Consider the following 25,545-nt stretch of genomic DNA (forward strand, 5'->3'; position numbering starts at 1 on the left):
GATGTTCAAGATTCAAAAGGGGGAACGACAACCATGAACTACCGGGTTTCACCACTGGTGCACGCCGCGGCTATCGCCTTGACGTCGTCGGCGGCAGCGTTCGCATCGCCGGGCGTCGTGCAGGCGCAGACCGCCGCGCTCTCGCTGCCCGCCATGCCGCTCGACCAGGCGCTGCAACGGATCACTTCCTGGTCGGGGCAGTCGCTCAACATCGATCCCGACGCCGTGCGGACCCTGACGTCCAAGCCGGTCGTGGATGCGAAGTCCGCCGAGGATGCCGTCCGCCAAGCAACCGACGGGCTGCCGATCGCACGGCAACGCAGGGACGACGGCAGCCTGACGATCGCCAACGACATCGTCGTCATCGCCTCTCGTGACGAAGCAGAAACGAACGTCCTCGTTCGCGGGGCCACCACCTCATCGCGGCTGGGCCAGTCGCTGCGCGATCAGGCACGCAACACCCAGGTCATCTCGTCCAAGCTGCTCGAACAGCAGCAGGCGCGAACCTTATCGGAAGCGCTCGCCAACGCCGGCGGCGTCACCGTCAATGCGACGACGATCCAGAGCGGCGTCAGCTATACGATCCGCGGCTTCAGCTCGAATGGATCAGTCAACGGCTTGCCAACCCCGTCGGGCAGCAGCTTTGCCGCCGGCACGAGCCAGCCAATGGCCAATATCGAGCGGCTGGAGGTGCTGAAGGGGCCGGATGCGATCCTGCTCGGTGGCGACAATCTGGGTGGCACCGTCAACATCGTCACGAAGCGTCCGAGTGCGGACGAGCGGCTGTACGTGTCCGCTGAAACCGGATCGTTCGGGATGGTGCGTGGCACAGTGGACGCCAATCGCGCGATCAGCGCTGACAAGCGCTGGAGCGCGCGCATCGTCGCGACCGCCGCGACGGCCAGCCGCAATTTCGGGGGCTATCGCGGCAACGAGGATTATCTGTTCGCCCCGTCGCTGCGCTTCAAGAACGGCGACACCGATGCGGTCGTGTCGGCGACGATCGGCAACCAGATCTTCGGTTCCGTGCCCTATACCATCATCAATCCCGCAACGAAGCGGCCGTTTGCCCTGCCGACCGGTCGGCCCGTCATCGGCCCGAAGAACCAGTTCGCTCAGATTGAGACGACGCAGTTCAATGGCGAGGTGACGCAGAACGTGACCGACTGGCTGACCGTCGTCGTGCGCGGGCAGCACCAGGAAACCAGTTTCGGCCTGACGCAATATTCGCCGTTCGTGTTGCTGGCCCCAACCGGCCTGTTGCTGGTGTCGTCGCAGGGCGTGCGTCAGAAATCAAATGTCGACGCGATAGACGCGTACGCGCGTGCAACGTTTCAGACGGGGCCGCTGTCGCACAAGATTGTCGCGGGCCATTCTCGAATGTATGAGAATATCGTGGCGCAGAACGGCCAGAACGGCGGCTTCCGTCCGTACAACCTGTTTACCGGCGCGCCACCGTTACCCACGCTGGCGAGCGTCTACAGCTTCTCCAACGCGCTCGATAACGAACGAATGGGATATTACGCCCAGTATCTGCTCGGCTTCGGGCGGCTGCACCTGCTGGCCGGTGTCCGGCACAACCGGACTCGTATCAGGTCGGAAGTTTTCCGTGCCGGCAAGACCGACGATCGCTCCAATGCCACGACACCCAATTACGGCGCGGTGGTCGACGTGACGAAGACCCTGTCGGTGTTCGGGACGCTGGCCTACGGCTTCCTGCCGACGTTCAACCTCGACCGGGCTGGCAATCGCCTGCCCGATGTCAAGACACGCAATGCCGAGGCGGGCATCAAATGGGATCTGTTCGGCGAGCGCGCATTGCTCAACGCGTCGTGGTTCAACATCCGCGAAAGCAACCGCATCGTGTCCGATCCGACCAACCAGCAATTCCAGATCGCACTGCCGGGCCAGCAGGGTCGCGGCATCGACATCAACCTGAGCGGCGAGCCGTTGCGCGGGCTGTCGGTCGTCGCCGCCTATACCCGGACCAATTATCGCTATCTCCGCCCGGTCGCCACGCTAGGCAACATCGTCAACGGCCAGCCGCGCGACGTCTACAGCCTCTATACCTCGTATCGGCAAACGCTGGCGCCGGAGGTTACCGCAGGTCTGGGCGCCGGGGTCAGCGGTCGGTCGCGATCGGCGATCGACCGAAGCGGCATCCTCTACGTCCCGGCATCGGTCCAGGCCGACCTGAATGCCTTCGCGACGGCGGGCAAGTTCGACATCAACCTGGGCGTGCGGAACCTGTTCGACCGCAACAACCTGCTGCCGACGATCGCCAGTTCCTTCGTGCCGATCGGCGAGCCGCGCAACTGGCGGTTGACCGTCGGTTACAAGTTCCGCTGACGGCACGGCCTGGTCGACAGATGATTCCGCAACCCACCCAAAGCGGGGAGGTCCGCCGCGAGGCGGGCCTCGCCGACCCGCAGCCAGCGGGCCTCCGCTGGCGTCACGCCTGGCGGCTGGCCAGCAGCTATTGGGCATCGAAGGACTGGAAATTCGCATGGGCGGCGCTGCTGACGTTGCTCGTCCTCCAGTTCGGCACAGCCTATATCCTGGTTTCGGCCAACCGGTGGGAGCGGAGTTTCTTCGACAGCATCGAACAGCGTAATATCGCGGTGTTCGGATCGCTGATCTTCGTGTTCATCGGCATCCTGGCGATGCAGGTCGGCCTGATCCTGGTGGAGGGATTCGTCGAGCGGCTGCTGTCGATCCGCTGGCGCACCTATCTGACCGAACGTTACGTCGATCGCTGGATGGCCCATAACCGCTATGCCGAGATCGAGCGGCTGCGGATCATCGACAACCCCGACCAGCGTATCGCCGACGATCTGGAGCGGATCACCAGTTCCTCGGCCGGCGTGCTCAGCATCTCGCTGCGCATGGTCGGATCGATCGTGACCGGCATCAGCTTCGCGATGATCCTGCTGGAGACCGCTGCACCAATCCGGTTCACCGCATTCGGTATCGCGGTGGCGATCCCCGGCAGCACGGTCTGGTACGCTGTCACCTTCGTGCTGATCAGCTCATGGCTGACCGCCAAGATCGGATCGCCCTTCATCCGGGCATCGATGCGGCAACAGCACCGTGAGGCGGATTTTCGATCCGGCCTGATCCACGTCCGGCGGAACGCGCCTCAGATCGGGCTGGCCGGCGCAGTGTCGGTCGAACGCGAATCGCTGCGCCAGTCGTTCGATGCGGTGCGGCGCAACTTCCGGACCGTGATCTATACCTCGCTGGGCATCACCGCGACGCAGAGCGTGTACGAGCGGCTGGTTACCGTCCTGCCGCTGTTCCTGCTGTTGCCGCGCTATTTCGCCGGCGCATTCAGTTTCGGTCAGCTGATGGGCGCGCGCGATGCGTTCCAGCGGCTGGCATTCGCGCTGGGATACTTCATCCAGGCGTTCGAACGGATCGGCCTGCAAGTCAGTTACTTCAACCGCGTCAAGGGCTTGGACGACGCGATCGAGACCGAGCGGCCTGCCGGCATCACTGTCGGCATCGGTTCGGCAGCGGGCGTCGCGGTCGCCGCGACCGGGCTGGTCCTGTGCCGGCCGTCCGGCGAGCATCTGGTCGAGGTCGGCGACTGGACCGCGCGCACCGGCGAACGCTGGGCGCTGCGCGGTGTGTCGGGTGCGGGCAAATCGACCCTCGTCCGCGCGCTCGCCGGCTTGTGGCCCGAGGGCCGTGGGCGCGTGACCTTGGCGGAGAACACGGAGGCAATGTTCGTGCCGCAGCGCCTGTATCTGCCGCTCGGCGCGTTGAAGGCCGCGATCTGTTTCCCCGACCGGCCCGAGGCTCACGGCGATGCCACGATCCTCGCACTGCTCGATCGCGTGCGGCTCGAACATCTGGCCGACGACCTCCACGCCGTGCGGATGTGGCAGGAGGAATTGTCGCCGGGCGAACAGCAACGCGTGGCGCTGGCCCGCATCCTGCTGCACCGACCGGCGTTGCTGGTGCTCGACGAGGCGACGAGCGCGCTCGATGGCGACAACGCCCGTCACTTCTACGACTGCATCCGCGAAACGCTGCCCGATGTGACGATCCTCAGCGTGATCCATGATGCGACGTTGATCGACCGTCACACCCACGTGCTGACCATCGCCGACGGGGTTGCCGTGGCGGCCGTGGTTTCCGGAGATCGGCCAAACGGCTGATCGTCGCCTTGCCCCCAACTTCGACGATACAGGACGGGCAGCGCCGCATGCCCGCGAGAGAGGACGTGCCATGACGAAAATCATCGATGTGACCGCCGCGACGTTCGATACAGCGGTCGCCGCCCGGGCCGGGCTGGTTCTGATCGACCTGTGGTCGCCGGGATGCGTACCCTGCCGGGCGCTGGCCCCGATCGTCGACGATCTGGCCGCGGACTTCGTCGGCCAGGTCGCGGTGTGCAAGATCGACGTCGATGCCGAACCGTCCCTGTCCGAGCGGCTGGCCGTCCGCGGCGTGCCGACGCTGGCGCTCTATCGCGACGGCAGGGAAATCGATCGCGTGCTGGGCATCCGTACGCGTTCGCATCTGTCGCAGTGGATCGAGGAGCATCTGTGATCCGCGCCTTTCATGGCGACCCGGCGATCCGGTCCGACGTGATCGCCCGGCTGGAACGGCATGCCGATGCGGGAACGCTGTCGTTCGGTGCCAGCCACTGGGACGGCACATCCGGCACCCCCCTGGGCGTCGCGGCGGAAAGCGCTGCGACCGAGGATTATGCCGCGCGGTTTGGCTATCCGCTGGCGCTGGCCGGGCTGCTCGACCCGATCGCTGCAAGCGTTCCTGCCTCCGCCTGCGACACCGCGATTGCGTGGCACCGCTGCGTAAGGCCGGGGACCGATCTGTCAGATGTCCCGCTGCGCATCCTGATTGATTTGCTGGAGCGGCTCGGCGCACCCGATCTGGCGCCGCGCCGCTTCGCCGTGGTGGTCGCCCAGCACCGTCGCGAGGCAGCCGGCTATATCGCGGATCGCGCCACCTGGACGCCGCTGCGCACCGCGATCGAGACTGAGGAAGCCGCCGCCGATGACGCTATTCGGGCGGCATTGCGAGCCTGCGCGCTGGCCTGTTGGCCGTTGGCGACCAGTCGTTCGGTTCTGGTCGGTCTGATCCACGACTGGGCGACCGCCATCCCCGTAGTGCCGGACCCCGATTTCGACGCTGTCCAGAAACAGGCGGCCGATGCGGCCCTCCACGCGCTGTGGGAGGAAACCCAGCCGCAGCGCGACTCTGGCGATGCAGTCCACCTTCCCGACCTGTTCCGCACCCGCCATCCCGAGCTGGCCCGGCGGTTCGAGGCTAATCTGGCATCGACCAACGCCGCCTATGCGGCGCGCGCCACCCAGCTGCCGACCATGATCCTGGCACACCTCGCCGCCGCCAGCGCGGCCTGATACAGCAATCCGCGTCTTCGAAGGACCATCATGACAGACCTGCTCTGCGACGTCACACGGTTGCCGCCCTTTGCCGCCATCGTACCCGATGCGATTGCGCCCGCGCTCGACGCCGTGCTGCGCGCGCATGAGGCGACGGTCGCCCGGCTCAAACAGGGGCAGCCCACCGCCTTTGCCGACGCATGGCTGCCGCTGGAGCGCAGCACCACCGCGATCCAGGCGTTATGGTCGTCGGTCTCGCACCTCCACGCCGTCGCCGACACCGCCGAGCTGCGCGCTGCGCATGCCGCGGGAGAGGCGCGGCTGGTCGCGGCGACAATGGCCGTGCAGCAGGATCGCGCGCTGTACGACGTGCTTGCCGCACTGGCCGCCAGCGCCGATTTCGCGACACTGCCGCTTGCCGACCGCGTGGCGGTGGAGCACGCGATCCGTGACTTCACTCTCTCGGGGGTCGCGCTGGAACCGGATGCGCGTGCACGCTTCTCCACTATCTCGGTCGAGCTGTCCGAATTGTCGAACGGCTTTGCCAGCGCGGTGCTCGACGCGACGGAGGCCTGGACCGAGCACGTCACCGACGGGGGGCTGCTCGCCGGCCTGTCCGAGGCCGACCGCGCGATGCTGGCCGCCGCTGCCCGCGCGCGGGGGCTGGACGGCTGGGTCGTGACGCTCCACCAGCCGAGCGTGGCGGCGGTGCTGACCTTCGCCGAGGATCGCGGTTTGCGCGCCCGCGTCTACGAAGCGTTCGGCACGCGCGCGTCGGATCGCGGGCCCGATGCCGGACGGTTCGACAATTCGGATCGGATCGCCCGCATCGTGGCGCTGCGGCGCGAGGCGGCGGGGCTGCTCGGCTTCGCCGACCCGGTCGAATGGTCGCTGGCGACGAAGATGGCTCCCAATGCCGGCGAAGTGCTGGCGTTCCTGCGCAATCTGGCGGGGCGTGCGCGGGCCCCGGCGGAACGCGAAATGGCGGACCTGCGCGCTTTCGCCGCCGCCGATCTGGGCATCGACGACCTCCAGCCCTGGGACGTCGGTTTCGCGTCGGACCGGCTGCGCCGAGCCCGGCACGCGATCGACGAGGCGGAAGTGCGCGGATATTTCCCGGTCGATCGGGTCATGGCCGGCTGGCATAGTCTGCTGGAACGCCTCTACGGCATCCGTTTCGTCGCGCGCGACGACGTGGATCTGTGGCATCCCGATGCCAGATATTTCGACGCGATCGATGCCGACGGCACGGTCTTTGCCGGCCTCTACCTCGATCTCTACGCCCGACCGGGCAAGCGAGGCGGGGCGTGGGTGGCGAACGCGCGCCCGCGGCTGGACGATGGAGCGGCGCAGAGCCTGCCGGTCGCCTATCTGGTGTGCAACTTCGCTCCGCCCAGCGATACGACGCCGGCGCTGCTGTCGCACCGCGAGGTCGTGACGCTACTCCACGAAACCGGTCATTGCCTGCACAATATCTTCACGCGCGTCGATCGGCCGAGCATCGGCGGGATAAACGGCGTCGAATGGGACGCGGTCGAGCTCCCCAGCCAGCTTATGGAGGATTTCGCATGGGATCGCGGTGTCCTGACCGGCATGTCGGGGCATCACCCGACGAGTGCGCCGCTGCCACCCGACCTGTTCGATCGGATGATCGCAGCGCGTCATTTCCAGTCGGGCATGATGCTGCTTCGCCAGGTAGAGTTTGCGCTTTTCGACCTGTTATTTCATCTTGGCACGCTGGGCCACGATCCGATCACCGTGATCGAAGCGGTGCGAGACGAAGTCGCTGTTATCCGCCCTCCGGAATGGCATCGTTTTCCACATGCCTTCACCCATATCTTCGCTGGTGGCTATGCATCGGGCTATTACAGCTACCTTTGGGCGGAGGTGTTGTCAGCCGATGGTTTTGAGCGGTTCACCGAGGCAGGACTTGTTGATCGCCTCACCGGCGAAGCGTTCCGGGACGAGGTACTGGCTCGCGGTGCGACCCGGTCCTCGGCCGACAATTTTCACGCTTTCCGGCGACGGGGCCCCGATTTGGGTGCCCTGTTGGCGAGGCACGGGCTGGCGTGATGGCGAACGACCGTCTCCATTGCCCGGGCGGGATACGGCGGATCGAGCCCGATTGTACCCGCAGCGTCGACACCCATTCAATGAGATTGCAGCTACCACGGTATCCGGGCACTACCCCCGCACTTGAAGGATAAACGCCTTGATCCGACGAGCAGCCTCAAGCTAGCCTGGCGCGACCGTTCTCTCTGTAAGCATTGCGCAAAACCGCATTGGCTCCGATGCCGTGGTGATCGAGGCGTCATCGGGATCGACGGCGGTGCCGGAGGCATATTTTCCCGGATACCGGGTTTGCGCTTCGTCGCGGTAGTACCGGCTCCCTGCGAGGCCGCAACTCGACGCGATCCGCTCTTATAGTGGCGGCACTCATGTGGCCGACGATCTGCGTACCGTCGAACATGCAGCCGTATGTTTGGCCGATACTGGATGCCTGTCTCTGGCGAATCATCGTGGCAATGTCCGCCGGAGCGGGCGATACACCACGCTCAACGTCGGACGACGCTCAAGCTTGGCCGAAGGCTTGAAACGGGGCTTCGCGGGCAATGCTCACAACACAGACGCACCTGCTCATCTTGAGCGCCGCGCATCAAAGATAGTGCAGATCTGAACTGCTACGACTTGCACATCGGCCGCCCGTCGGGTGCAAGGCGTGGTGTCATCGCTCCCCTCTGTCGGCGTTCCCATAACAGATACTGGCAACCGGTTCCGGGGTCTCGCCAAACGCGAACTTCCTCGCCGCCGGCTCTTTCGCCGCGAACCTTGCCCTCAACGGTTGTCGCGTTGATCGGCGCCGACTCCAATCTGTCACATGCGGCTACGCCAACCGCACCGAGGATACAGAATGCCAGCGCTGATCTCTGCACGTCCAGGACTCCCATCGACTTGATCCGGGTGAGCCTAAGATACGCGTCCCATTATGCAAGCGCTACAATCTTCCGCCGATCTGCACGTGGTGATGACGATTGTTGTCCACCAGCTTTCCGGCAGGGCATAGGCCGTTTCGAGCGTCAGCTTGAAAGTCTTCGCATCGCGGCTGACGGGGCGACGAACGCTCAATTCGCGCGTTGGCCCATCGGCTCGCCCAGGCGTACGGTCCGTTCTGGCGCCCAGTCTTCGTTGAACGCGATGGCCCCCTGTTTCCACAGCAACACGATCGTCGAGCCGAGCAGAAAACGGCCCATTTCCTCCCCCTTCTTCAGCACGATATTCTGGTTGGCATAGGTCCACTCCGACGTCCTGTTGGTGCGCTTCGGATTGACCACACCGTGCCATACGGTCGCCATGCTTCCGACGATGGTGGCGCCGACCAGCACCATGACGAACGGGCCATGCTCCACCGAGTCGAAGGCACAAACTACCCGCTCGTTGCGCGCAAACAGGTTCGGCACGCCGCGCGCCGTGACAGGGTTCACCGAGAAGAGCGTCCCCGGCACATAGATCATGCGCGTGAGCTTGCCATCGCAGGGCATGTGCAGGCGGTGGTAATCCTTGGGGGAGAGGTACAGGTTTGCGAAGCTGCCATGGCGAAACTGATCGGCCAGTGCCGCGTCGCCGCCAACGAGCTGCGTCGTGGTGAAACGATGCCCCTTCGCTTGCAGGATGTGATGATCATCGATCGAGCCGAACTGGCTGATCGCGCCGTCGACCGGACAGACGAAGTCGGCAGCCGCGACCGCGCGCGAACCCGCTTTGAGGGGACGGGTGAAGAAGTCGTTGAAGCTCTTGTAGCTGCCGATGTCGGCATCCGCGGCTTCGCTCATGTCGACGGAATATTTGCCGACGAACCAGCGGATGAGCTGCGTTGTCATCGCACCGCCATGCGCCCTGGCGACGCGACCTGCGAACGTGGTGAGAAACTGCTTCGGCAGCATATATTGAAGCAGGACCGGCAGGCGATCGGACATTGGAACCTCGAGACGTCGATACCATCCCTTTAGGGCATGAACCGTCAGGTCGACCTATGGAATGCGTGCTGGATGATGGCGGGCGATCGATTGGGGGTCTTCGCGACGCGTGTTATGCCGAAAAGCGTCGGTGTGCGGAAGCCGCACGTATGTCCGCCTAATGTGCCGCCCACCGAATAGCGTTGGTGAGAATGAGGCGGTAATTCGGGTCTTTATACGCATCCGGTGTGTGGCCGAGCGCCGAGTAAAAGACGCGCCCTTTGGTTGACGGATTGACCCAGACGATCGGATGCACGCCCATCGTCAGTTTCGCGCCGGGACGGTAACTTGCCTCGTCGATCCTCGCGAGAACGGTCATTCCTCGAGCTGCGGGATTCACATCGAACGAATACCACTCGTCTACGGGCGACCAGGGCAGCGTTACGCCAGCCATGACAGGGTGATCGGGTTGTTCGACGACGATCCGGGCCGGCTGCAGCTGATCGGTGCCGCCGGGGTGGCCGATGAACGTGGTGCCGATCACCGTGTCCTTGTACCAGGACGCGGTGTGACTGTTGTCGCCGGCCGCGTGTAACGCCACGACGCCACCACCCCGCGCGACGAAGCGGGCAAATGCGGCGCGCTGATCGTCCGTAAGGAAGTCGCCACTGGCGCTATTGAGGACAACGACGGAAAAGCGGCGCAGTTGATCGTCGTTGAAGATTGCGGCGTTTTCGGTGGTGTAGCTCGCGCGGCCCAGACGTTTTGCGATATCGGCAAGTACGGCGTTTGAACTCGGGATATGCTCGATGTGCCGCCAGCCATTGGTCTTCGACACGATCAAAACCGCACCACGCAAGCCCTTCGGGACCGCGGGTGCAGCGGTATCGTACGTCGGCGTCGGCCGATGGGGATCAGGCGCTGCCTGAGCCATGGTCAACAGGGCCACCAACGCCAGCATTTTGTACATCACACGATCTCCCGCGCCGAAAGATGGCCGTTGCATCAGCGCCGCGAGCATACACCTGCGAAGTTGATCAATTAAAAGCAAAATCGGAAGCGGCAGAACCGCCGCGTGAACCGGCGGCCGGTGGCGATAATGCGGAAACCTGTGGTGAATGATCGGTAGGGGGTCGATCGTCACGGACGTGGTTGACGGGTCGACCTTGACGTTGGGCGTGCAGCTCTTGCCATGTCAGATCGAATTGCTGCAGATACTTGTGCAGGCGATCGGCATCGTTGGACGACACGCGCTTTGGCCAGTGACGCTGCGAACAGCGAGCGGCTGCAGCGGCAGGTATTCACGATCTGGGAGAATTGGACGCGGTCGAACAGGTCAAGCGCGGCGACGCGGTCCGGCGGCACGAGGCCGCCAGCCGTCGTCCGCCGCCGGTCCTGCGTCGGTGAGCTCGCTTTGCTTGTGCCCGGGACGGAGGCACTTGCCCTAATCTGCCGCATGGGTGGACCACCGGAGGCGCGGCAAGGCGCTGTTATGGTGGTCTGGATGTCACGTGAGCGGCGATCGATCCTGCCGCGGCCTGCGTGGCGAGAAGCCCCTATCGAGCAGCGTGCAACGTCGGCGCGTGACTGGAAGGTGGCGCCTGGACCGGCAGGTTGCCGATGATCCGCGCCGCCATCGCGCGACCGTTGTCCGAGAACCACACCGCCGGGTCCTCTTGGCTCACCGCCTGATCGTCGCTCAGTCGGTCGCTGAGGATCACATCCTCATAGTCGACGAAATGCGATCCGACGGTGGCGTAGAAGGCGCGCACGACGGGCAGGCGGTCGGCGTGCGCGGACGGCAAAACGATGGCGAGGCGGTTGGAGCGCAGGCGCAGCAGCTTGCCGGGTGGAAACACCGCGATGCTGCGCATGAACCGGAACAGCAGATCCTGATCGAAATGCCCATCCAGACCGGCCATCTCGGTGATCGCATCGATCGGCGACATGCCCTTCTTGTAGGGGCGGTCCGAGGTCATCGCATCATAGACGTCGCAGATCGCCGCCATTCTGGCAGCGGGCGTGATCTGGTCGCCGGAAAGCCCGAAGGGATAGCCCGAGCCATCGATCCGTTCGTGATGATGCAGGCAGATATCGAGCGCGACGGCGGGCAGGCCGGTTTCCGCCGACAGGATCGCGTGGCCGAGTTCGGGATGCAGGGCGATGTGCGCACGTTCCGCATCGGTCAGCGGGCCGACCTTTTGCAGGACGGCATCGTCGATCTGCAGCTTGCCGATATCGTGCAGCAGGCCCGCGATACCATAATCCTGCACCGCTTCCGGCGATGCTCCAATCTCCCGCGCCAGGCTGATGAGCAGCGCACAGACGGCAACGGAATGCGTGTAGGTGCCATCGTCCTTCGCCTTCAACCGGGTAACGCTGGCGAAGGCTGCGCTGTTCTGTTCGAGCGTATCGGCGATGTCGCGGACGACGCCGATGATCTGGGGCGCCGCGATCTCCCGGCCCAGGCGGCAATCCTCGAACAGCGCCTTCACCACCTTCGTCGATCGCTGCGCCAGCGCTGCTGCGCGCGCCTTGTCGGCCTTGCCGAAAGCGGCCGGCGGGACGATGCGCCTTGGCGCGGGTCGCGGTGGCAGGGGCTTCGTCGGCACGGAAGAGATGTCGTGCCATCGCGAAGACGTTTTGGGGACGATCGCCACTATTTCCTTCCGCCCCTCAGGCGTCTGGTCGCCGGCGATGACCGGGGTCACACCGCGTGCGGGATCGATCACGATACTGGCGCGACTGTGCCGTATCTTGACGAGCTCGTCCTGCGTCGTGACGATGAAATTCGCGCGCCAGAACGGGTGGGACAGCCAGTTCCCCTCAAAGCCGCACACGTACATTCCCAGGCAGGCGTCTTCAGGCTTTACGATCATATGCAGGCCACTCGATTTCCACGACCGGCGCGCTACCTGCCGGCCTATGTAACCGTTATGGACATAAATTCCTAATATAAGTTGCACCCATAATGGATTTTTTCAAAGGGTTCTTCGAATATGCGGCGGCTGTGCTGCCTTGCTCCGGCAGCGCGCCTCGTACGAAGGCAATGCGCACGCCTTCCGGTTTGTGTGAGAGTTCAGCAAACCATTTCGCCTGGATAAGAAATAGGGATACATTGGCTGAATGATCTAGCTCATCCGGTCACGCCGCCATAACTCCTTGTAACAGGGTGGGACTATCGAAGAGCTTATCCGTCGCGGAGTTTCACTACAGTACATCGCCATGATCGGTGTTACCGCTCCGGCGGTGGATGACGATCACTATCGTGTCGGAATCCCTGGCTAGCGTGACTGGCCGACGATATGGACGCCGAGGAGATCACCACAATTACGAAGGGCTGAGCAGGCGGGTGGCTGATTCGGGTAAGGTAAAACCGACTGATCGACTCGCCGAGCTGGTACGCAATCATCGATCGCTGCTGGCGCGTTTTTTCGCGCGTCATGCTCCGGATCAAAGCGAAGTGCCCGACCTCGTTCAGGATGTTTTCCTGAAGCTGAGCAAGTCCGTCGTTCCCGCAACCCTCGAAAGCCCCAAAGGATATGTGATTTCGGTCGCCCGGTCGGTGTTGATCGATCATCATCGGCGTCGCGGCGTACGGCACGTCTCCGATCATGCCGATCTGGACGATATCGAATTGGAAAGCACAGAATTATCGGTAGACCGGGTGCTCGACAGCAAGGCCATGGCCGCGCGGATGGAAGAGGCGCTGCTCCAACTGCCGGAACGCACGCGGGACGTGTTCGCGTTGAAGACTCTGCGAGGAATGAAGATGGCCGAAGTCGCCCGAACGATGCAGATATCGCTGAGTTCGGTGGAGAAGCATCATGCGCGCGCATTGAGCCATCTTGCCACCCGGCTCGCGGAGTTCCGTTGATGACCCGGGAGCAACTTGAGCAAGCCGCGTGGTGGTACGCCCGATTGAACGACGTGGCCGACGGCCCCGCCCGCGCGGCCGCGGATGCCGGATTCGGGGCGTGGTACAGCGCTGGCGACGCCCATCAGCAGGCCTATGCCGCGATCGTCGAGGCAGACGGCATCGCCCGAGCCTGTTCCGCGGAACAGGTGTCGCAGGATCTGGGCGATGCCGCGCTTTGGCGTGCCGCCAACCGTCGCCGTCGTCGCCGTCACGTCGCGATCGCCGGACTGTGCGGTGCGATCGTGGTGATGCCCGTCGCGGCACTGACGATACGTCACTTCACGCAGCCGGCACCCGTAGTAGTCGCCGCACCGCCGCGCGTGTTCTCGACCGCAACAGGCGAGCGCAAAACGTTCGCCATCGACGCGCCTGTGGATGTGATGCTGGATACGGCGAGCCGGGTCACGGTCGAGGGAACGACATTGACGATCCAAGGGCAAGCGTATGTCAGCACGACGGGCAAGCCGATCCGGCTAAGGGTTCCGGGTGGCGTCATCCGGCTGCGGTCGGGCGGGCTGAATGTGAGGAAGACGGCAACCGGGGTCACGGTCTTTGCCGATGACGCCTCTCTGAGCGCCGACTATGATCCGGAGACGGCGGCTTCCGTACGACTGCAACCCGGTCGTTTGCTGACGCTGGCGAACGATCGGGTGCGCATCACCGTGCCTGCGGATGCCGGGGCGATCGTCGGATGGCGCGATGGCTGGCTGTTGTTCGACGACGTTCCGCTCGCCCGCGCGGTCGCCGAGGTCAATCGCTACCGGCGGGTTCCGATCCGCATCTCGCCCGATGTAAGCGACTGGCGGATCAGCGGATCGTTCCGCGCAGACCAGAGCGCCAGCTTCCTCGACGCCGTCGCCAGTTCCCTGCCCGCCGCGCTCGTCCGACCGGGCGATGCGCCGTCGATTTCGGCCCATCACACAAAACACTAAAATAAGTTAGTCCTACTATTACGGGTTTCAGCGCCCGCCACGTCTTCACTCATACTCGGCTCGGCACAGATCGGAGCGGAGCATGGGAGCAGGGAGGGTGACGCGCCTGATGGGCAAGCTGCTGGGCATGACGGGTCTACTGACGGTCGCGGCCGTCGATAAGGCAACGGCCCAGCGTGCGTCGCAGGCCTTGCCGCAGCCGTTCTCACGCGTCCGGCAGCTTCCGCGGTTGCTCCGCATTCCGCAAACGAACCTGGTCGATGCCTTGCGGACGTTCTCGCGCCAGACCGGGCGCTCGGTCGGCTTTGCCCCGAAACTGGTTCGCAACAAGCTGGGAACGGCACTCGACGGCCGGTTCGATCCCGATCTGGGCCTTGCCCGCCTGCTGACGGGCACCGGGCTGACATTCCGGGCGATCGACGGGGGCTATGTGCTGGCCGCGGCGTCCGCGGACAGGCCCGTGCCGATCGTCGCACGCGCGCTGGTCGCGCATAACGACACCGTCGATATCGTCATTGTCGGGACGCGCCTCGACCGGGGCGAGGCGACCGAGGTCAAGCGCCGGTCGCTGCAATCGGTCAGCGGCCTCAGCGACGCAGACATTCGCAAGGTCGCCGACACGTCGCTGGCCGACGTGTTGCGGCGCGTCCCAGGGGTGCAATCGTCCGTGCGTGCCGCGGGCGCTCTGATCACGGTCAGGGGTCTGAGCCAGACGGAATATCGTCTCAACGGCCGCAATCTGACGAGCACGTTGTTCCGCGGCTTCGACATCGCGGCCCTGCCATCCGACATCGTCTCCAGCATCGATGTCTACAAGACGCCATCTGCCAGCCAGATCGAGGGCGGGATCGGCGGCGTTGTCGATTTCCAAACGCGTCGCCCGTTCGACGCCGCGACGCCGGAGGCGACGGCGACCGTCAAGGGTGTGTACGGCGATCTGGACGGCCGGGTCCGCCCCTATGTTTCGGGACATGTCAGCGGGCGGTGGACAACGAGCGCGGGCGAGATCGGTCTGTTGATCGGTGCCAGCCACCAGTCCCAGGATGTCGCGGGCGACATCTTCCGCATCGACACCAACGCGTTGCGGCCGATCGAAACCGGTCAAATCGTCGATGCGCCGGTCGACGCGATCAAGCGATATCTCCGCGGCACGAAGACCCTGGATGCAGTCTATGCGTCGGCGCAATGGCGACCGGCGACGACATTCGAGATCACCGGCGACGTTCTCTACAATCGCAGCACGCTGGACTTCACGACGACATCGCTGCTGGCGTCGCTGGTTGATGGCGTGGCGAGCGGCCCCTTCGATCTGCATCCCGATACGATGGCGGTGCGCAGCGGCCGCTGGACTGCAGTGCCGCTGGAGTCGAGTACGACCTATGGGCAAGGTTATTTCGAAACCCGCCAATATGGCCTGAGCGGGCGCTACGAACGCGGTCCGCTCAGCCTGCTGGTCAATGTTGCGAACACCGCGACCCGCTTTCGATATCGCGCGCCCACCGCCACGCTGGGCGCCTCGGCGCCGCAGCTCGACTATGGCATCGACCGCGACCTGCCGCGATTCACGGTGTCGGGTATCGATCCGACCAGGACCGACACCTGGCGCCTCGCCGCCTACAGCGAATTCGATGTTGGTGACAATAATCGGGAAACGAACGTTCGGCTGGACGGCGTCCACGCGTTCGACGGGACGATCAAGGCGCTGAAATTCGGCGGACGCTTCGCCCGGCGGAACGTCGATCGTAATTCAGGCCTGACGCTGGCGGACGTATCCGCCGGTACGGTTACGATGGCCGGCGACAATTTCACCGGGACCGGGCTCGATCGATTGTTCACGTCGGCCTATCCGCAGGCGCAGTGGATCGCCCCCACTAGGCAGGCACTTGCGGTCGAACGGCTGGGCACATTGCGCAGCGTGTTCGGGCTTCAGTCCGGCGCGCCAGCGTTCGATCCCGAATCTGGCTTTCGGGCGCGGGAGACGATCACCAACGCCTATGTCGAGGCGACCTTCGGCATGGCTGCGGGAGGCATGCCGATCGATGGCAATGCGGGGCTTCGCTATGCCGCCACGCATCTGTCGATCGGCAGCCCGCCGATGGTGTCGGGCGCCATCCCGGACTTCGATCGCTCGTATGACCATTGGTTACCCAGCATCAACCTGCGGGCGGAGCTCGATCGCCGCCTTTATTTGCGTCTGGCGTGGTCGCGGCAGATCACGCGCCCGTCGTTCACGCTGCTGTCGCCGACTGTAATACTCGACTTCGTGAATGCCGTCGGAGACGCCGGTAATCCGCGCCTCGATGCACTGCGCGCATCGCAATATGACGCGGCGCTGGAATGGTATTCCGCCAACGGCGGCAACGTGTACGCCGCAGCCTTCTACAAGCAGGTGCAGGGCTTCATTCGCACGCAGGCGGCAGCGGAGCAGATCGACGGACGATCATTCCTCATCAGCCGGCCCGTGAACTTGGATAGCGGCTGGATCGGCGGCGTCGAGCTTGGTTTTACGCAAGCCTTGCGCTTCATGCCCGGGCTGCTGGCCGGACTGGGATTACAGGCGAGCTATACCCGCATCGGCAGCTTCACGCAGGACAATGGCGCAGGCTTTCGCGTGCCGCTGGAGCAGATGTCGCGCCACAATCACATGGTCGGCGTGACTTACGATCGCGCTGGCGTTTCGGCCGGCGTGACTTGGATCTGGCGCAGTCGCATTGTGGAGCTGTCGCGCGGCGATGCGCTCGGCCGGCCACTTTTCCGCAACCCTTTCGGGCAGCTGGACGCCACCTTCGCCGTGCCCGTGACGGCGCGGATCAGCCTGACCGCGAGCGCACTCAACGTGCTGCAACGACGGACGCAGGAGTATTTCCAGGATCGCCGGTTCATCAATCAGACGTTCGACGAAAGCCGACGATTTTTCGTTGGTGCCAGCGTCGGGTTGGGAAAGCGACGATGACCGCCATGCGCCATGATCGCGAGCCACATCCTGCCTGAGCGGCGGGGGGGCGATCACCGCCAGATACGAAGAACATAACACGATGCGCAGCATCGAAGGGGAGGGCTTTATGAAAACGAATCGCTATGATCACTGGCTTTACAATGGCCTGATGATGTCCGCCGCCGGTCTGGCCGCTATCGGCAGCGCGCAGGCGCAAACGACCGGCGCGGAGAAGAAGGACGAGCCGGTCGCACAGAGCGAGCCGGCGGTTCCCGCGGAATCGGACGTCGCGGATATCGTCGTCACCGGCCAGCGACTGGGCTTCAGCACGACCAGCCAGATCAAGCGCGATGCGCCACAGTCCGTCAGCGTGCTGACGACGAGCGACCTGCGCAACATTCCCGATACCATTCTGATCGACATCGTCCGGCGTGTACCGGGCATGCAGGTGTCGCAGGGCGGCGGCGGCGGCATCGTATCGATCCGCGGTCTCAGCCAGACGGAAAATCGCCTGAACGGCCGCAATTTTCCTAGCGGTATCGGTCGCAATTTCGATATCGCCACCCTTCCCGGTGACCTGGTATCCGGCGTCGCGGTCTACAAGACGCCGACGGCCGATCAGATCGAGGGCGGCATCGCCGGCATCGTCGACTTCCGCAGCCGCCGTCCGTTCGACTTCGACGGGTTCGCCGCGTCCGCTACGGTCAAGGGCGTTCATACCAATCTGGACGGCAAGATCGATCCGATCGTGTCGGGCTATGCGTCCAATCGCTGGGATACCGGCATGGGCGACATCGGCGTCCTGGTCGGCGGCAGCTTCCAGCGGCAGCGCAATGCGCTCGATCTGCTGACCACCAACGGCAACAGGCTCCAGACCGGCCCGGGCGGCACCAACATCGATGCGCCCACATCGGTGTACAAGCGATATTTCTTCAATAACAAGGAGCTGGCGACGGGGTACGGTTCGCTGCAGTGGCGGCCGAACGATGCGCTCGAGATGGTGGTCGATGTGTTGTACAACAGCACGTCGAACGTCGGCGGTCTGCAGAACCTGAGCGTCGCGCTGACGCAGCCGACCCGCGATCCGGTAACCGGGGTCACCCCGGCGGGTGCAACGGCAACGGGACCGTTCAGCCTCTATCCCAACAGCAACATCTTCCGTTCCGGCAACTATCGCGACGTACCGATCGAGTCGGGGCTCGACCTGTTCGGTGGCAAGCTGGCTGCGTTCCAGGCAGGCTATAACGCCACGTACAAGCAGGAGGCTGCAACGATCAGCTTCGATGCGGCCTATACCCGTTCCACGTTCAGGGGGCCGGGCGGCGGCATCGCGATGACCTCCACTGCGCCGACTGTGGCGTATAACGCCGACGTGACATATCCGTCCTTCGTGATCGGTGGTGTCGATCAGGCCAACCAGAACAGCTACAAGTTCTCGAACTTCTTCGAGTACATCAACCGTGACGAGAGCGACGACATCGCGCTGCGGCTCGACGGCAAGTACGATTTCGACGGAACGCTGCGCAACATTCAGGTCGGTCTGCGCTACGACAGCCGGACCATCGGTCACAGCGGCGGTTCGCGCAACGGACTTGTCCCGGCAACGATCGGCAGCGTGGCATCGAGCCAGCTGAGCGAATTGACCGCCAACGACCTGTACGACAACACCCCGGTCACCCAGCGTCAATGGGCCAGTTTCGGCCCACGTGTGCTGACACGCTATGTCGACCGGACCCGTGGTTTCTTTGGAGTCAGCGGAGACGTTCCCGACAGCCCTGCATCGGCATACAGCGGCAAGGAAAAGGTGATCTCCGCTTACGGCATGGCATCGTTCGCGGTGCCGATCCTGGGCATTCCGGTGGACGGCAACGTTGGCCTTCGCGTGACGCAGACCGATTTCACGCTGAACGGCACGCAGGCGAACACCACGCTGATCGGCGGTGTGCCGACGACCACGCTGGTGCCGCAGACGTCCGGCAGCAACTACGTCAACGTCCTGCCCAGCGCCAACATGCGCCTGACGCTGGCCCAAAATCTGTTCCTGCGTCTCAGCTATTCCAAGCAGGTATCGCGGCCCGGATTCGCGCAGCTGGCCCCGGTAACCACGCTCAACTTCCAGGATCGTATCGGCTCGTCGGGCAATCCCAACCTGAAGCCGCTGCGCGCCGATCAGCTGGATGCGTCGCTGGAATATTATTTCGGATCGGACAACAGCGTCTACGCCGCCGGCTTCTACAAGGACGTGAGCGGCTTTATCCGGAACGAGACGATCGGCACTGCGGTCGCAGGCTTCCAGGTTACCCGACCGGCCAACGCGATCGATGGATACGTGGCTGGTGCGGAAGTCGGCTACCGGCAAAGCTTCAGCTTCCTGCCGGGACCGTTGTCGGGCCTCGGCGTGCAGGGAAGCTATACATATGTCGATGGCTCCAGGTCGCCCAACGACGCCGGTTACATCGTGCCGTACGAGCAGATCACGCGGCACAACTACCAATTGTCCGGCACTTATCGGAAGTACGGGATCAGCGCGAACGTCAACTGGGTCTGGCGCAGCCTGCTGCTGGAAGCGACCAGCAACGATCCGCGTGGCCGGCCCGATTACCGGACGCCGTTCGGCCAGCTCGATGCCAACCTGACCTATGCATTGACCCCGCGGGTCAACCTGATCGTCAGCGGCGTCAACCTGACGCAGTCGCTGATCCGCCGTTCGTTCGAGGACGACCGCTTCTTCGCGCAGGATGCTCTGGAGAACCGCCGCATCTACGCCGGCTTCCAGATCAAGCTGGGCGGCGGCCTCTAACCGCCGGGGCCACCCGGTCGTTCGCGTCCGGGTGGCCATTTGAAGGACTAGACAGGAATGCGCATGACCGACGACAGCATTGTTTCGCGCCGAACCTTGTTGGCGGGCGCTGCGGCGGCGGGTGGTACAGCGGTGCTGGCCCCCGGGGCGGCTGCAGCGCAGGCATCTGGCGCCAATCCCGCGGGGCTGCGCCTGCTGACATCCGTCGACGGGATCAACACACCGCCGCGCGGGCCGGGGGTGATGAAGTTCAGCTTTGCCAACCCGGAGCCGTCCGTGGCGTTCGGCAATCTGCTGTTCGGCTTTGAAATCATCACGTTCGAGAACAATTACGGCATCGATCCGACGAGGGTGTCGGTCGAGCGAAGCGGCGATACGCTGCGTCTGACCGCGACGGGCCTGACATGGGCCGGGGGACAGCGACGCCGCGAGGGAAAGCTCGTCGCCGCACTGACCCGCGCCGCAGACGGCGCGATCGAATGGACCGTATCCGCCGGCATGGATATTCCGATCAAGGCGGTGAAGACGATCGTGCGTGGATTGCCGCGCGGGCGCGTATCCATGACCGCGGACGACTGGCAGGATCTCGGCGAGGCCGAGCGAGTGTTCGAATATCCCATGCTGACGGGCGGAATGGCGACGCCCTTCATGGCGATCGAGGGCCGCGATGGCCGCGTCTGGGGCTTGTCCGCACTCCAGAAGGAGGTGCGGCCGGCGCGTTTTGCGTTCCTGCCGGGCGCCGACGGGTACAAGATCGAACTGTTGTACGAACAGGCCGGCTGGGACCGGCGCGGCGACGTCACCACTTGCGGCTGGCGCATCGCGCCGGATGCCGACATCGCGGCCGCGGCGCGGCGACATTTCACCTCGGTCGAACAAGCGTGGTCGATCCCCGATCTGGCGAGCAGAACCGATGCGCCCGACTGGATGAAACACATCGCCTGTGTCGTCGCGCTGCACGGCGAACACTGGACCGGCTACGTCTTCAACGATTTTGCGCGGCAGCTCGAAATCCTCCGGTGGATCGCGCGCCAGATCGATCCCGCAACCGTGATGGTCTTCCTGACCGGCTGGGATGCCCGATATTACTGGGACTATCCCGCCTTTGCGACCGGTGCGAAGCCCGGTGGGCAGGCCGGACTGGACCGGCTGGTCACGGAAGGGCGCAAGCTCGGGTTCCGCTTTGCGCTCATGTTCGGCTCGAACGTCGCCAATCCTGCATCGCCGTCCTTCGCCGCGGTTGCCGATGCCCGGCTGGACGATGTCTACGGCGCACCGTTCCCGGCGAATTACGTGGATTGGGACGGCGATCGCAAGGGTGACGGGTCCATGGTCTTCATGAACCTCGCGGTGAAAAGCTGGCGCGACCATCTGGCAGGCCGCATTTCGACGATGATCGACCGGCTGAAGGTCGACGCGTATTTCCTCGATATCTGCGGCTTGTGGGAAAACAATACGCAGGGCGACATGCTGGTCGGCACACGCGATCTGGTGGATCAGCTCGCCCATCGCCATCCCGGCATCCCCGCCGTCGCCGAGATGCAATATGATGCGCTGATGGGATTCATCCCGATGAACCACGTCGCGCGTTACGCACTCTACCCCCGCGCCAACGATGACAAGGTCGCATCCTTCCATCATCTCAGCTGGCCGGCAGCGGGCCGTGGATCGACGGGCGTCCACGAATATGGCTTCAACACCTATCGTCCGGTGACCATCGAGCAGCGGCAGATTCCCACCATCACCTTCGCCGACGACACGTTCGCGACGCAGCGCGATGCCGTGGCGAAGGACATCGCCACCGCGCGTGCCAGATACGCCAAGCGAGGCAATCGAACGTGACGGTGAGGCAGCCTACCACAGTCGGCGATGACGACCTCGCGCCGGATGGCGCCGAGGCCGGCGACCCGGCAGTCATCCCCGAAGCACGCGGCACGGGACGGCGGTTACGCGGAGCCGTCGCCTATCATCTGGGTACCGCGATCGTGTCGGGCGATCATGCCCCGGGCGATGTGCTGATGAGCGAGGCGGACGGATCGGTAGCCCTGAACGTGTCGCGCGGGGTCTATCGGGAGGCGATCCGGACGCTGGTCGCGAAAGGGCTGGTCGCAAGCCGCCCGCGTACCGGAACGGTGGTGCAGCCGCGCCATCGCTGGAACCTGCTCGATCCGGATGTCCTCACCTGGACCTTTTCCGGTCAGCCCGACATGGCGGTCGTGCGCAGCCTGTTCGAATTGCGGGTCATGGTGGAACCGTGGGCGGCATCGATGGCGGCGGAGCGCCGCACGCGTGCCGACATCAAGGCGATGCGGACGGCCCTTGCGGCCATGGCCCGCCACGGGCTCGATCATGTTGCCGGGCAGGCAGCGGACTGCGCGTTCCATGACGCGATCCTGCGGGCGACGGGCAACGATTACCTCGCCGTGCTGACTACCAGCATCGGCACGGCGGTGACCATGACGACACAGTTCAAGCAGCGATCGCGCGCATTGCCGCGCGATCCGATCCCCGAACATCGCCGCGTGCTCGATGCGATCGTCGCGGGGGATGGCGTCGCAGCGGCGGCGGCAATGCACGTTCTGGTCGACAAGGCATTGGAAGACACCCGACAGGCGATGGAATGACGGCGATCTCCGGCAGGGGACTACCCGCCGATCGCGAATATTGGTGCAAACAGCCAAAGGCCGGACATCCGGCAGGAGAGAATGCGATGAGCGATTATCACGACAGCACCACCTGCAGCCATCACTGCGACCCTGCCGCCCAGACCGGGCCGAGCCGTCGCAACCTGCTGCTCGGCGGGGCAGGGGTGGGCGCCCTCGCACTCATTCCCGGGCGTGCCATCGCCGGGAGCGGCGCCATCGATCTCGCGCCCGTCGCGGTGCCCACCGCGTCGACAGTGGGCGAGGACCCGCGCCTGCTGACGCTGTTCGACACCCGGCTGCCCTCCGCCTCCACGGACACGTTGAAGGGTGCGTGGAGCAGCTGGCCGCATCGCGACATGCAGTGGATTGACCTGCGCTGGTCCGAACCGGTCACCGCGTCCCGGGTCGAGGTGTACTGGGCTATCGACGGAAGCGAGGTGTTGTTGCCGCATAGCGCCAGATTGCTGCGCTGGGACGGCGGCAAGTATGTTCCCGTCACGCTGCGTACGTCGCCGACGCTGGGCAAGGACATGTTCGACGGGTTCGACTTCGCGCCCCTCAGCACCGACCGCCTCCGGCTGGAGGTCGAGCCCGCGGCAGGCAAGTCCGCAGGCGTGTTGCGCTGGCGGGTGCTGAGCGCCGGCGCGTTGCCGTCGCTGGCTCCCGCGATCGCCGCGGGGATCGACCGCAGCGTGATCGTCGGTGGCAAGACCTATCTTACCGCCGACGCGCGCTGGGTAAGCCGGGCGCCGGGCGACAGCCTGCGATGGACCAAGGCGAGCGGGCCGGGCACCGTCAGCTTCGCCGATCCCACCGCATCGGACACGCTGGCGGGGTTTTCGGCGCCGGGCGACTATGTGTTGCGGCTGACCGGTAATGCGGGTGCCAAGAACGGTGCATCGACGCTGCACGTCCGCGCCGTCGCGCCGCCGCCTGCCCAGCGTCTCGACGTCGTCTACACCACGCCATGGTCGGTCGATAATCCGATGTGGAACGCGCGGGTGAAGTCGCTGATCGTCAACTGGATTCCCCATTGTGTCGCCTATTGCGAGCGCACCGATCTGCCGACGGGGCAGGGCGGGATCGACAATTTCGTCGAGGCGGCCAAGGCACTGCGCGGCGAACCGCACGGTACGCACAAGGGCTATGTCTTCTCCAACGCCTGGATTTACCAGACCGTCGAGTCGATGTGCCTCGCGCTGATGGTGGATGCGGCCGGCGACACGGAGATCGCACAGGCGCAGGACAAGATGCGCGCGACGCTGGATCGCTGGATCCCGATCATCCTCGCCGCGCAGGAGAGCGATGGTTATCTCCAGACCGCATTCACGCTGGCCGATCGCAAGGAATGGCCACGCCGCTGGTCGCCCGCGCAGCGCGGCAATCACGAAGGTTATGTGGCCGGTTACTTCCTGGAATCGGCGATCAACCACCACACGCTGACGGGCGGCAAGGACCTGCGGCTGTATAATGCCGCCAAGAAGCTGGCGGATTGCTGGGTGGCACATATCGGACCGGACAAGCAGGCCTGGTTCGACGGGCATCAGGAGATGGAGCAGGCGCTGGTCCGCTTTGGCCGGTTCGTCAACGATGTCGAGGGCGGCAAGCGCGGCGACGCCTATGTCCGCCTCGCGCGCTTCCTGCTCGACTCTCGGGAGGGCGGGTCGGAGTACGACCAGAGCCACGTGCCGCCGGTCCGCCAGTATGAAGCGGTCGGCCACGCAGTGCGTGCCGTGTATTTCTATTCCGGCATGGCGGACGTCGCCGCCGAGACCGGCGACATCGATTACCAGAGCGCGGTGATGTCGCTCTGGGACAATATGGTGAACCGCAAATATTACGTCACCGGCGGCGTCGGCAGCGGCGACACCGCGGAAGGGTTCGGGGTCGATTACGCGCTGAAGAACGATGCCTATTGCGAGTCATGCTCCAGCTGCGGCCTCATCTTCTTCCAGTACAAGATGAACCTCGCCTATCACGACGCCAAATACGCCGATCTTCTCGAAGAGACGATGTACAACGCGCTGCTCGGATCGGTCGACATCACGGGCAAGAGCTTTTGCTACACCAATCCGCTCGACGGGACGGAGCGGGCGAAGTGGCATTCGTGCCCGTGCTGCGTCGGCAACATCCCCCGCACGCTGCTGATGGCGCCGACCTGGGCCTACGCCAAGGCCAGCGACGCCCTGTTCGTGAACCTGTTCATCGGCAGCCGCGTCAACGTCGGCAAGGTGGCGGGCACCGAGGTCGAGATGGTGCAGCAGACGGATTATCCGTGGAAGGAAGCCGTGGCGATCACCGTCAACCCGGCGGTACCCAGCCGTTTTGCCGTGCACGTCCGCGTGCCGGACCGCGCGACCAGCACCCTGTACGCGGCGAGCCCCGCCGTGGCCGGCATCAAGCGGCTGTTGGTGAACGGCCAGTCGACCCCGGTCCTGATGGAGAATGGCTATGCGGTCATCCGCCGGGAGTGGAAGGCAGGCGATCGCATCAGCTTCGATGTCCCGCTGGCGGTGCAACGCATCGTGGCAAGCGACAAGATCGCGGTCACCCGCGGGCATGAGGCGTTCCGATACGGTCCGCTCGTCTATGCCGTCGAAAGCATCGACCAGCCCAATATCGATCGACCCGTCGCCGGCCTACCGGTGCCATCATGGCAGCCCGGCCTGTTGGGTGGCATCGTTACGCTGGACGGCAAATGGCAGGATGGCAGCAAGCTGCGCGCCGTGCCCTATTATCAACGGGCCAACCGCAACGGTGGTCCCATCCCCGAATTCCCGCTGGCGGATGGCTCGGTAAGCTATGCGCCGGGCGGATCGTCGCTGGTCGCCACGTCGGTCGTCACCGACGCCCCTGCGCAGACATCGCGCGTGTGGATAACGTCACGACAGAAAACCTGAGCGTAGACGTCGTTGCCGGATGGCCGCCGAACCCATGTGGCAAGCAGCATGCCTTGGGGAGACGTGCCATTCGGATACGGCAGTCG

The 25,545-nt window shown here is 64.5% G+C and carries 16 protein-coding genes; 12 read left to right on the plus strand and 4 right to left on the minus strand.

Going from position 1 to position 25,545, the window contains the following annotated elements; translation table 11 throughout:
* The first annotated feature begins 33 nt into the window (after window positions 1–33).
* The 5 genes from LRA87_RS00055 to LRA87_RS00075 all read left to right on the plus strand — a co-directional run bounded on the left by LRA87_RS00055 (window position 34) and on the right by LRA87_RS00075 (window position 7,448).
* Window positions 34–2,349, plus strand: coding sequence for a TonB-dependent siderophore receptor (locus LRA87_RS00055; RefSeq protein WP_230628329.1), 2,316 nt, complete (start codon window positions 34–36; stop codon window positions 2,347–2,349).
* Between the two features lie 20 nt (window positions 2,350–2,369).
* Window positions 2,370–4,163: an ABC transporter ATP-binding protein/permease gene (locus tag LRA87_RS00060; RefSeq protein ID WP_230628332.1), complete on the plus strand. Its 1,794-nt coding sequence runs from the start codon at window positions 2,370–2,372 to the stop codon at window positions 4,161–4,163.
* Window positions 4,164–4,233: 70 nt separating this feature from the next.
* Window positions 4,234–4,557, plus strand: a complete 324-nt coding sequence (locus tag LRA87_RS00065; protein ID WP_230628335.1) for a thioredoxin family protein — start codon at window positions 4,234–4,236, stop codon at window positions 4,555–4,557.
* The gene (locus LRA87_RS00070) at window positions 4,554–5,393 is read left to right on the plus strand and encodes a hypothetical protein (protein ID WP_230628337.1); all 840 of its coding nucleotides are present in this window, start codon (window positions 4,554–4,556) and stop codon (window positions 5,391–5,393) included. Before LRA87_RS00065 ends, LRA87_RS00070 begins: the two co-directional genes overlap by 4 nt.
* Window positions 5,394–5,423: 30 nt before the next feature.
* Window positions 5,424–7,448, plus strand: coding sequence for a M3 family metallopeptidase (locus LRA87_RS00075; protein WP_230628338.1), 2,025 nt, complete (start codon window positions 5,424–5,426; stop codon window positions 7,446–7,448).
* Between the two features lie 608 nt (window positions 7,449–8,056).
* Here LRA87_RS00075 and LRA87_RS18475 read toward each other — a convergent pair.
* The 4 genes from LRA87_RS18475 to LRA87_RS00090 form a co-directional block, all read right to left on the minus strand.
* Complete coding sequence (locus LRA87_RS18475; protein ID WP_443024813.1) at window positions 8,057–8,323, minus strand: DUF6440 family protein; 267 nt, start codon at window positions 8,321–8,323, stop codon at window positions 8,057–8,059.
* Window positions 8,324–8,497: 174 nt separating this feature from the next.
* Window positions 8,498–9,205: an archaetidylserine decarboxylase gene (asd, locus tag LRA87_RS00080; protein ID WP_230628341.1), complete on the minus strand. Its 708-nt coding sequence runs from the start codon at window positions 9,203–9,205 to the stop codon at window positions 8,498–8,500.
* Window positions 9,206–9,506: 301 nt separating this feature from the next.
* Window positions 9,507–10,472 (minus strand): ThuA domain-containing protein, encoded by a 966-nt coding sequence (locus LRA87_RS00085; RefSeq protein WP_230628344.1) that lies wholly within the window; start codon window positions 10,470–10,472, stop codon window positions 9,507–9,509.
* Window positions 10,473–10,884: 412 nt separating this feature from the next.
* Window positions 10,885–12,207, minus strand: a complete 1,323-nt coding sequence (locus LRA87_RS00090; RefSeq protein WP_230628346.1) for an HD-GYP domain-containing protein — start codon at window positions 12,205–12,207, stop codon at window positions 10,885–10,887.
* Window positions 12,208–12,581: 374 nt separating this feature from the next.
* Here LRA87_RS00090 and LRA87_RS00095 point away from each other — a divergent pair, with 374 nt between their 5' ends.
* From LRA87_RS00095 to LRA87_RS00125, 7 genes are all read left to right on the plus strand, one after another.
* Window positions 12,582–13,205: an RNA polymerase sigma factor gene (locus tag LRA87_RS00095; protein ID WP_230628348.1), complete on the plus strand. Its 624-nt coding sequence runs from the start codon at window positions 12,582–12,584 to the stop codon at window positions 13,203–13,205.
* Window positions 13,205–14,179, plus strand: a complete 975-nt coding sequence (locus LRA87_RS00100) for a FecR family protein (RefSeq protein ID WP_230628350.1) — start codon at window positions 13,205–13,207, stop codon at window positions 14,177–14,179. The genes LRA87_RS00095 and LRA87_RS00100 overlap by 1 nt, the downstream gene beginning before the upstream one ends.
* A 97-nt stretch (window positions 14,180–14,276) precedes the next feature.
* Window positions 14,277–17,132 (plus strand): TonB-dependent receptor, encoded by a 2,856-nt coding sequence (locus tag LRA87_RS00105; RefSeq protein WP_230628352.1) that lies wholly within the window; start codon window positions 14,277–14,279, stop codon window positions 17,130–17,132.
* A gap of 109 nt (window positions 17,133–17,241) precedes the next feature.
* Window positions 17,242–19,914, plus strand: a complete 2,673-nt coding sequence (locus tag LRA87_RS00110) for a TonB-dependent receptor (protein WP_230628354.1) — start codon at window positions 17,242–17,244, stop codon at window positions 19,912–19,914.
* Between the two features lie 63 nt (window positions 19,915–19,977).
* Window positions 19,978–21,756, plus strand: a complete 1,779-nt coding sequence (locus tag LRA87_RS00115; protein WP_230628355.1) for a hypothetical protein — start codon at window positions 19,978–19,980, stop codon at window positions 21,754–21,756.
* A gap of 2 nt (window positions 21,757–21,758) precedes the next feature.
* The gene (locus LRA87_RS00120; RefSeq protein ID WP_443024814.1) at window positions 21,759–22,538 is read left to right on the plus strand and encodes a FadR/GntR family transcriptional regulator; all 780 of its coding nucleotides are present in this window, start codon (window positions 21,759–21,761) and stop codon (window positions 22,536–22,538) included.
* Window positions 22,535–25,459, plus strand: a complete 2,925-nt coding sequence (locus tag LRA87_RS00125) for a glycoside hydrolase family 127 protein (RefSeq protein ID WP_230628356.1) — start codon at window positions 22,535–22,537, stop codon at window positions 25,457–25,459. The genes LRA87_RS00120 and LRA87_RS00125 overlap by 4 nt, the downstream gene beginning before the upstream one ends.
* The last annotated feature ends 86 nt before the right edge of the window (window positions 25,460–25,545 follow it).

Source organism: Sphingomonas sp. Leaf37, assembly GCF_920939475.1.
Taxonomy (GTDB): Bacteria; Pseudomonadota; Alphaproteobacteria; order Sphingomonadales; family Sphingomonadaceae; genus Sphingomonas.

Excerpts from the sequence above, each read along its gene's own strand:
- LRA87_RS00065 (WP_230628335.1), top strand. The coding sequence starts at position 4,234 with ATGACGAAAATCATCGATGTGACCGCCGCGACGTTCGATACAGCGGTC.
- LRA87_RS00090 (WP_230628346.1), bottom strand. The coding sequence starts at position 12,207 with ATGATCGTAAAGCCTGAAGACGCCTGCCTGGGAATGTACGTGTGCGGC.
- LRA87_RS00125 (WP_230628356.1), top strand. The coding sequence starts at position 22,535 with ATGACGGCGATCTCCGGCAGGGGACTACCCGCCGATCGCGAATATTGG.
- LRA87_RS00060 (WP_230628332.1), top strand. The coding sequence starts at position 2,370 with ATGATTCCGCAACCCACCCAAAGCGGGGAGGTCCGCCGCGAGGCGGGC.
- LRA87_RS00055 (WP_230628329.1), top strand. The coding sequence starts at position 34 with ATGAACTACCGGGTTTCACCACTGGTGCACGCCGCGGCTATCGCCTTG.
- LRA87_RS00110 (WP_230628354.1), top strand. The coding sequence starts at position 17,242 with ATGAAAACGAATCGCTATGATCACTGGCTTTACAATGGCCTGATGATG.
- LRA87_RS00115 (WP_230628355.1), top strand. The coding sequence starts at position 19,978 with ATGACCGACGACAGCATTGTTTCGCGCCGAACCTTGTTGGCGGGCGCT.
- asd (WP_230628341.1), bottom strand. The coding sequence starts at position 9,205 with ATGAGCGAAGCCGCGGATGCCGACATCGGCAGCTACAAGAGCTTCAAC.
- LRA87_RS00100 (WP_230628350.1), top strand. The coding sequence starts at position 13,205 with ATGACCCGGGAGCAACTTGAGCAAGCCGCGTGGTGGTACGCCCGATTG.
- LRA87_RS00095 (WP_230628348.1), top strand. The coding sequence starts at position 12,582 with ATGACGATCACTATCGTGTCGGAATCCCTGGCTAGCGTGACTGGCCGA.
- LRA87_RS00075 (WP_230628338.1), top strand. The coding sequence starts at position 5,424 with ATGACAGACCTGCTCTGCGACGTCACACGGTTGCCGCCCTTTGCCGCC.
- LRA87_RS18475 (WP_443024813.1), bottom strand. The coding sequence starts at position 8,323 with ATGGGAGTCCTGGACGTGCAGAGATCAGCGCTGGCATTCTGTATCCTC.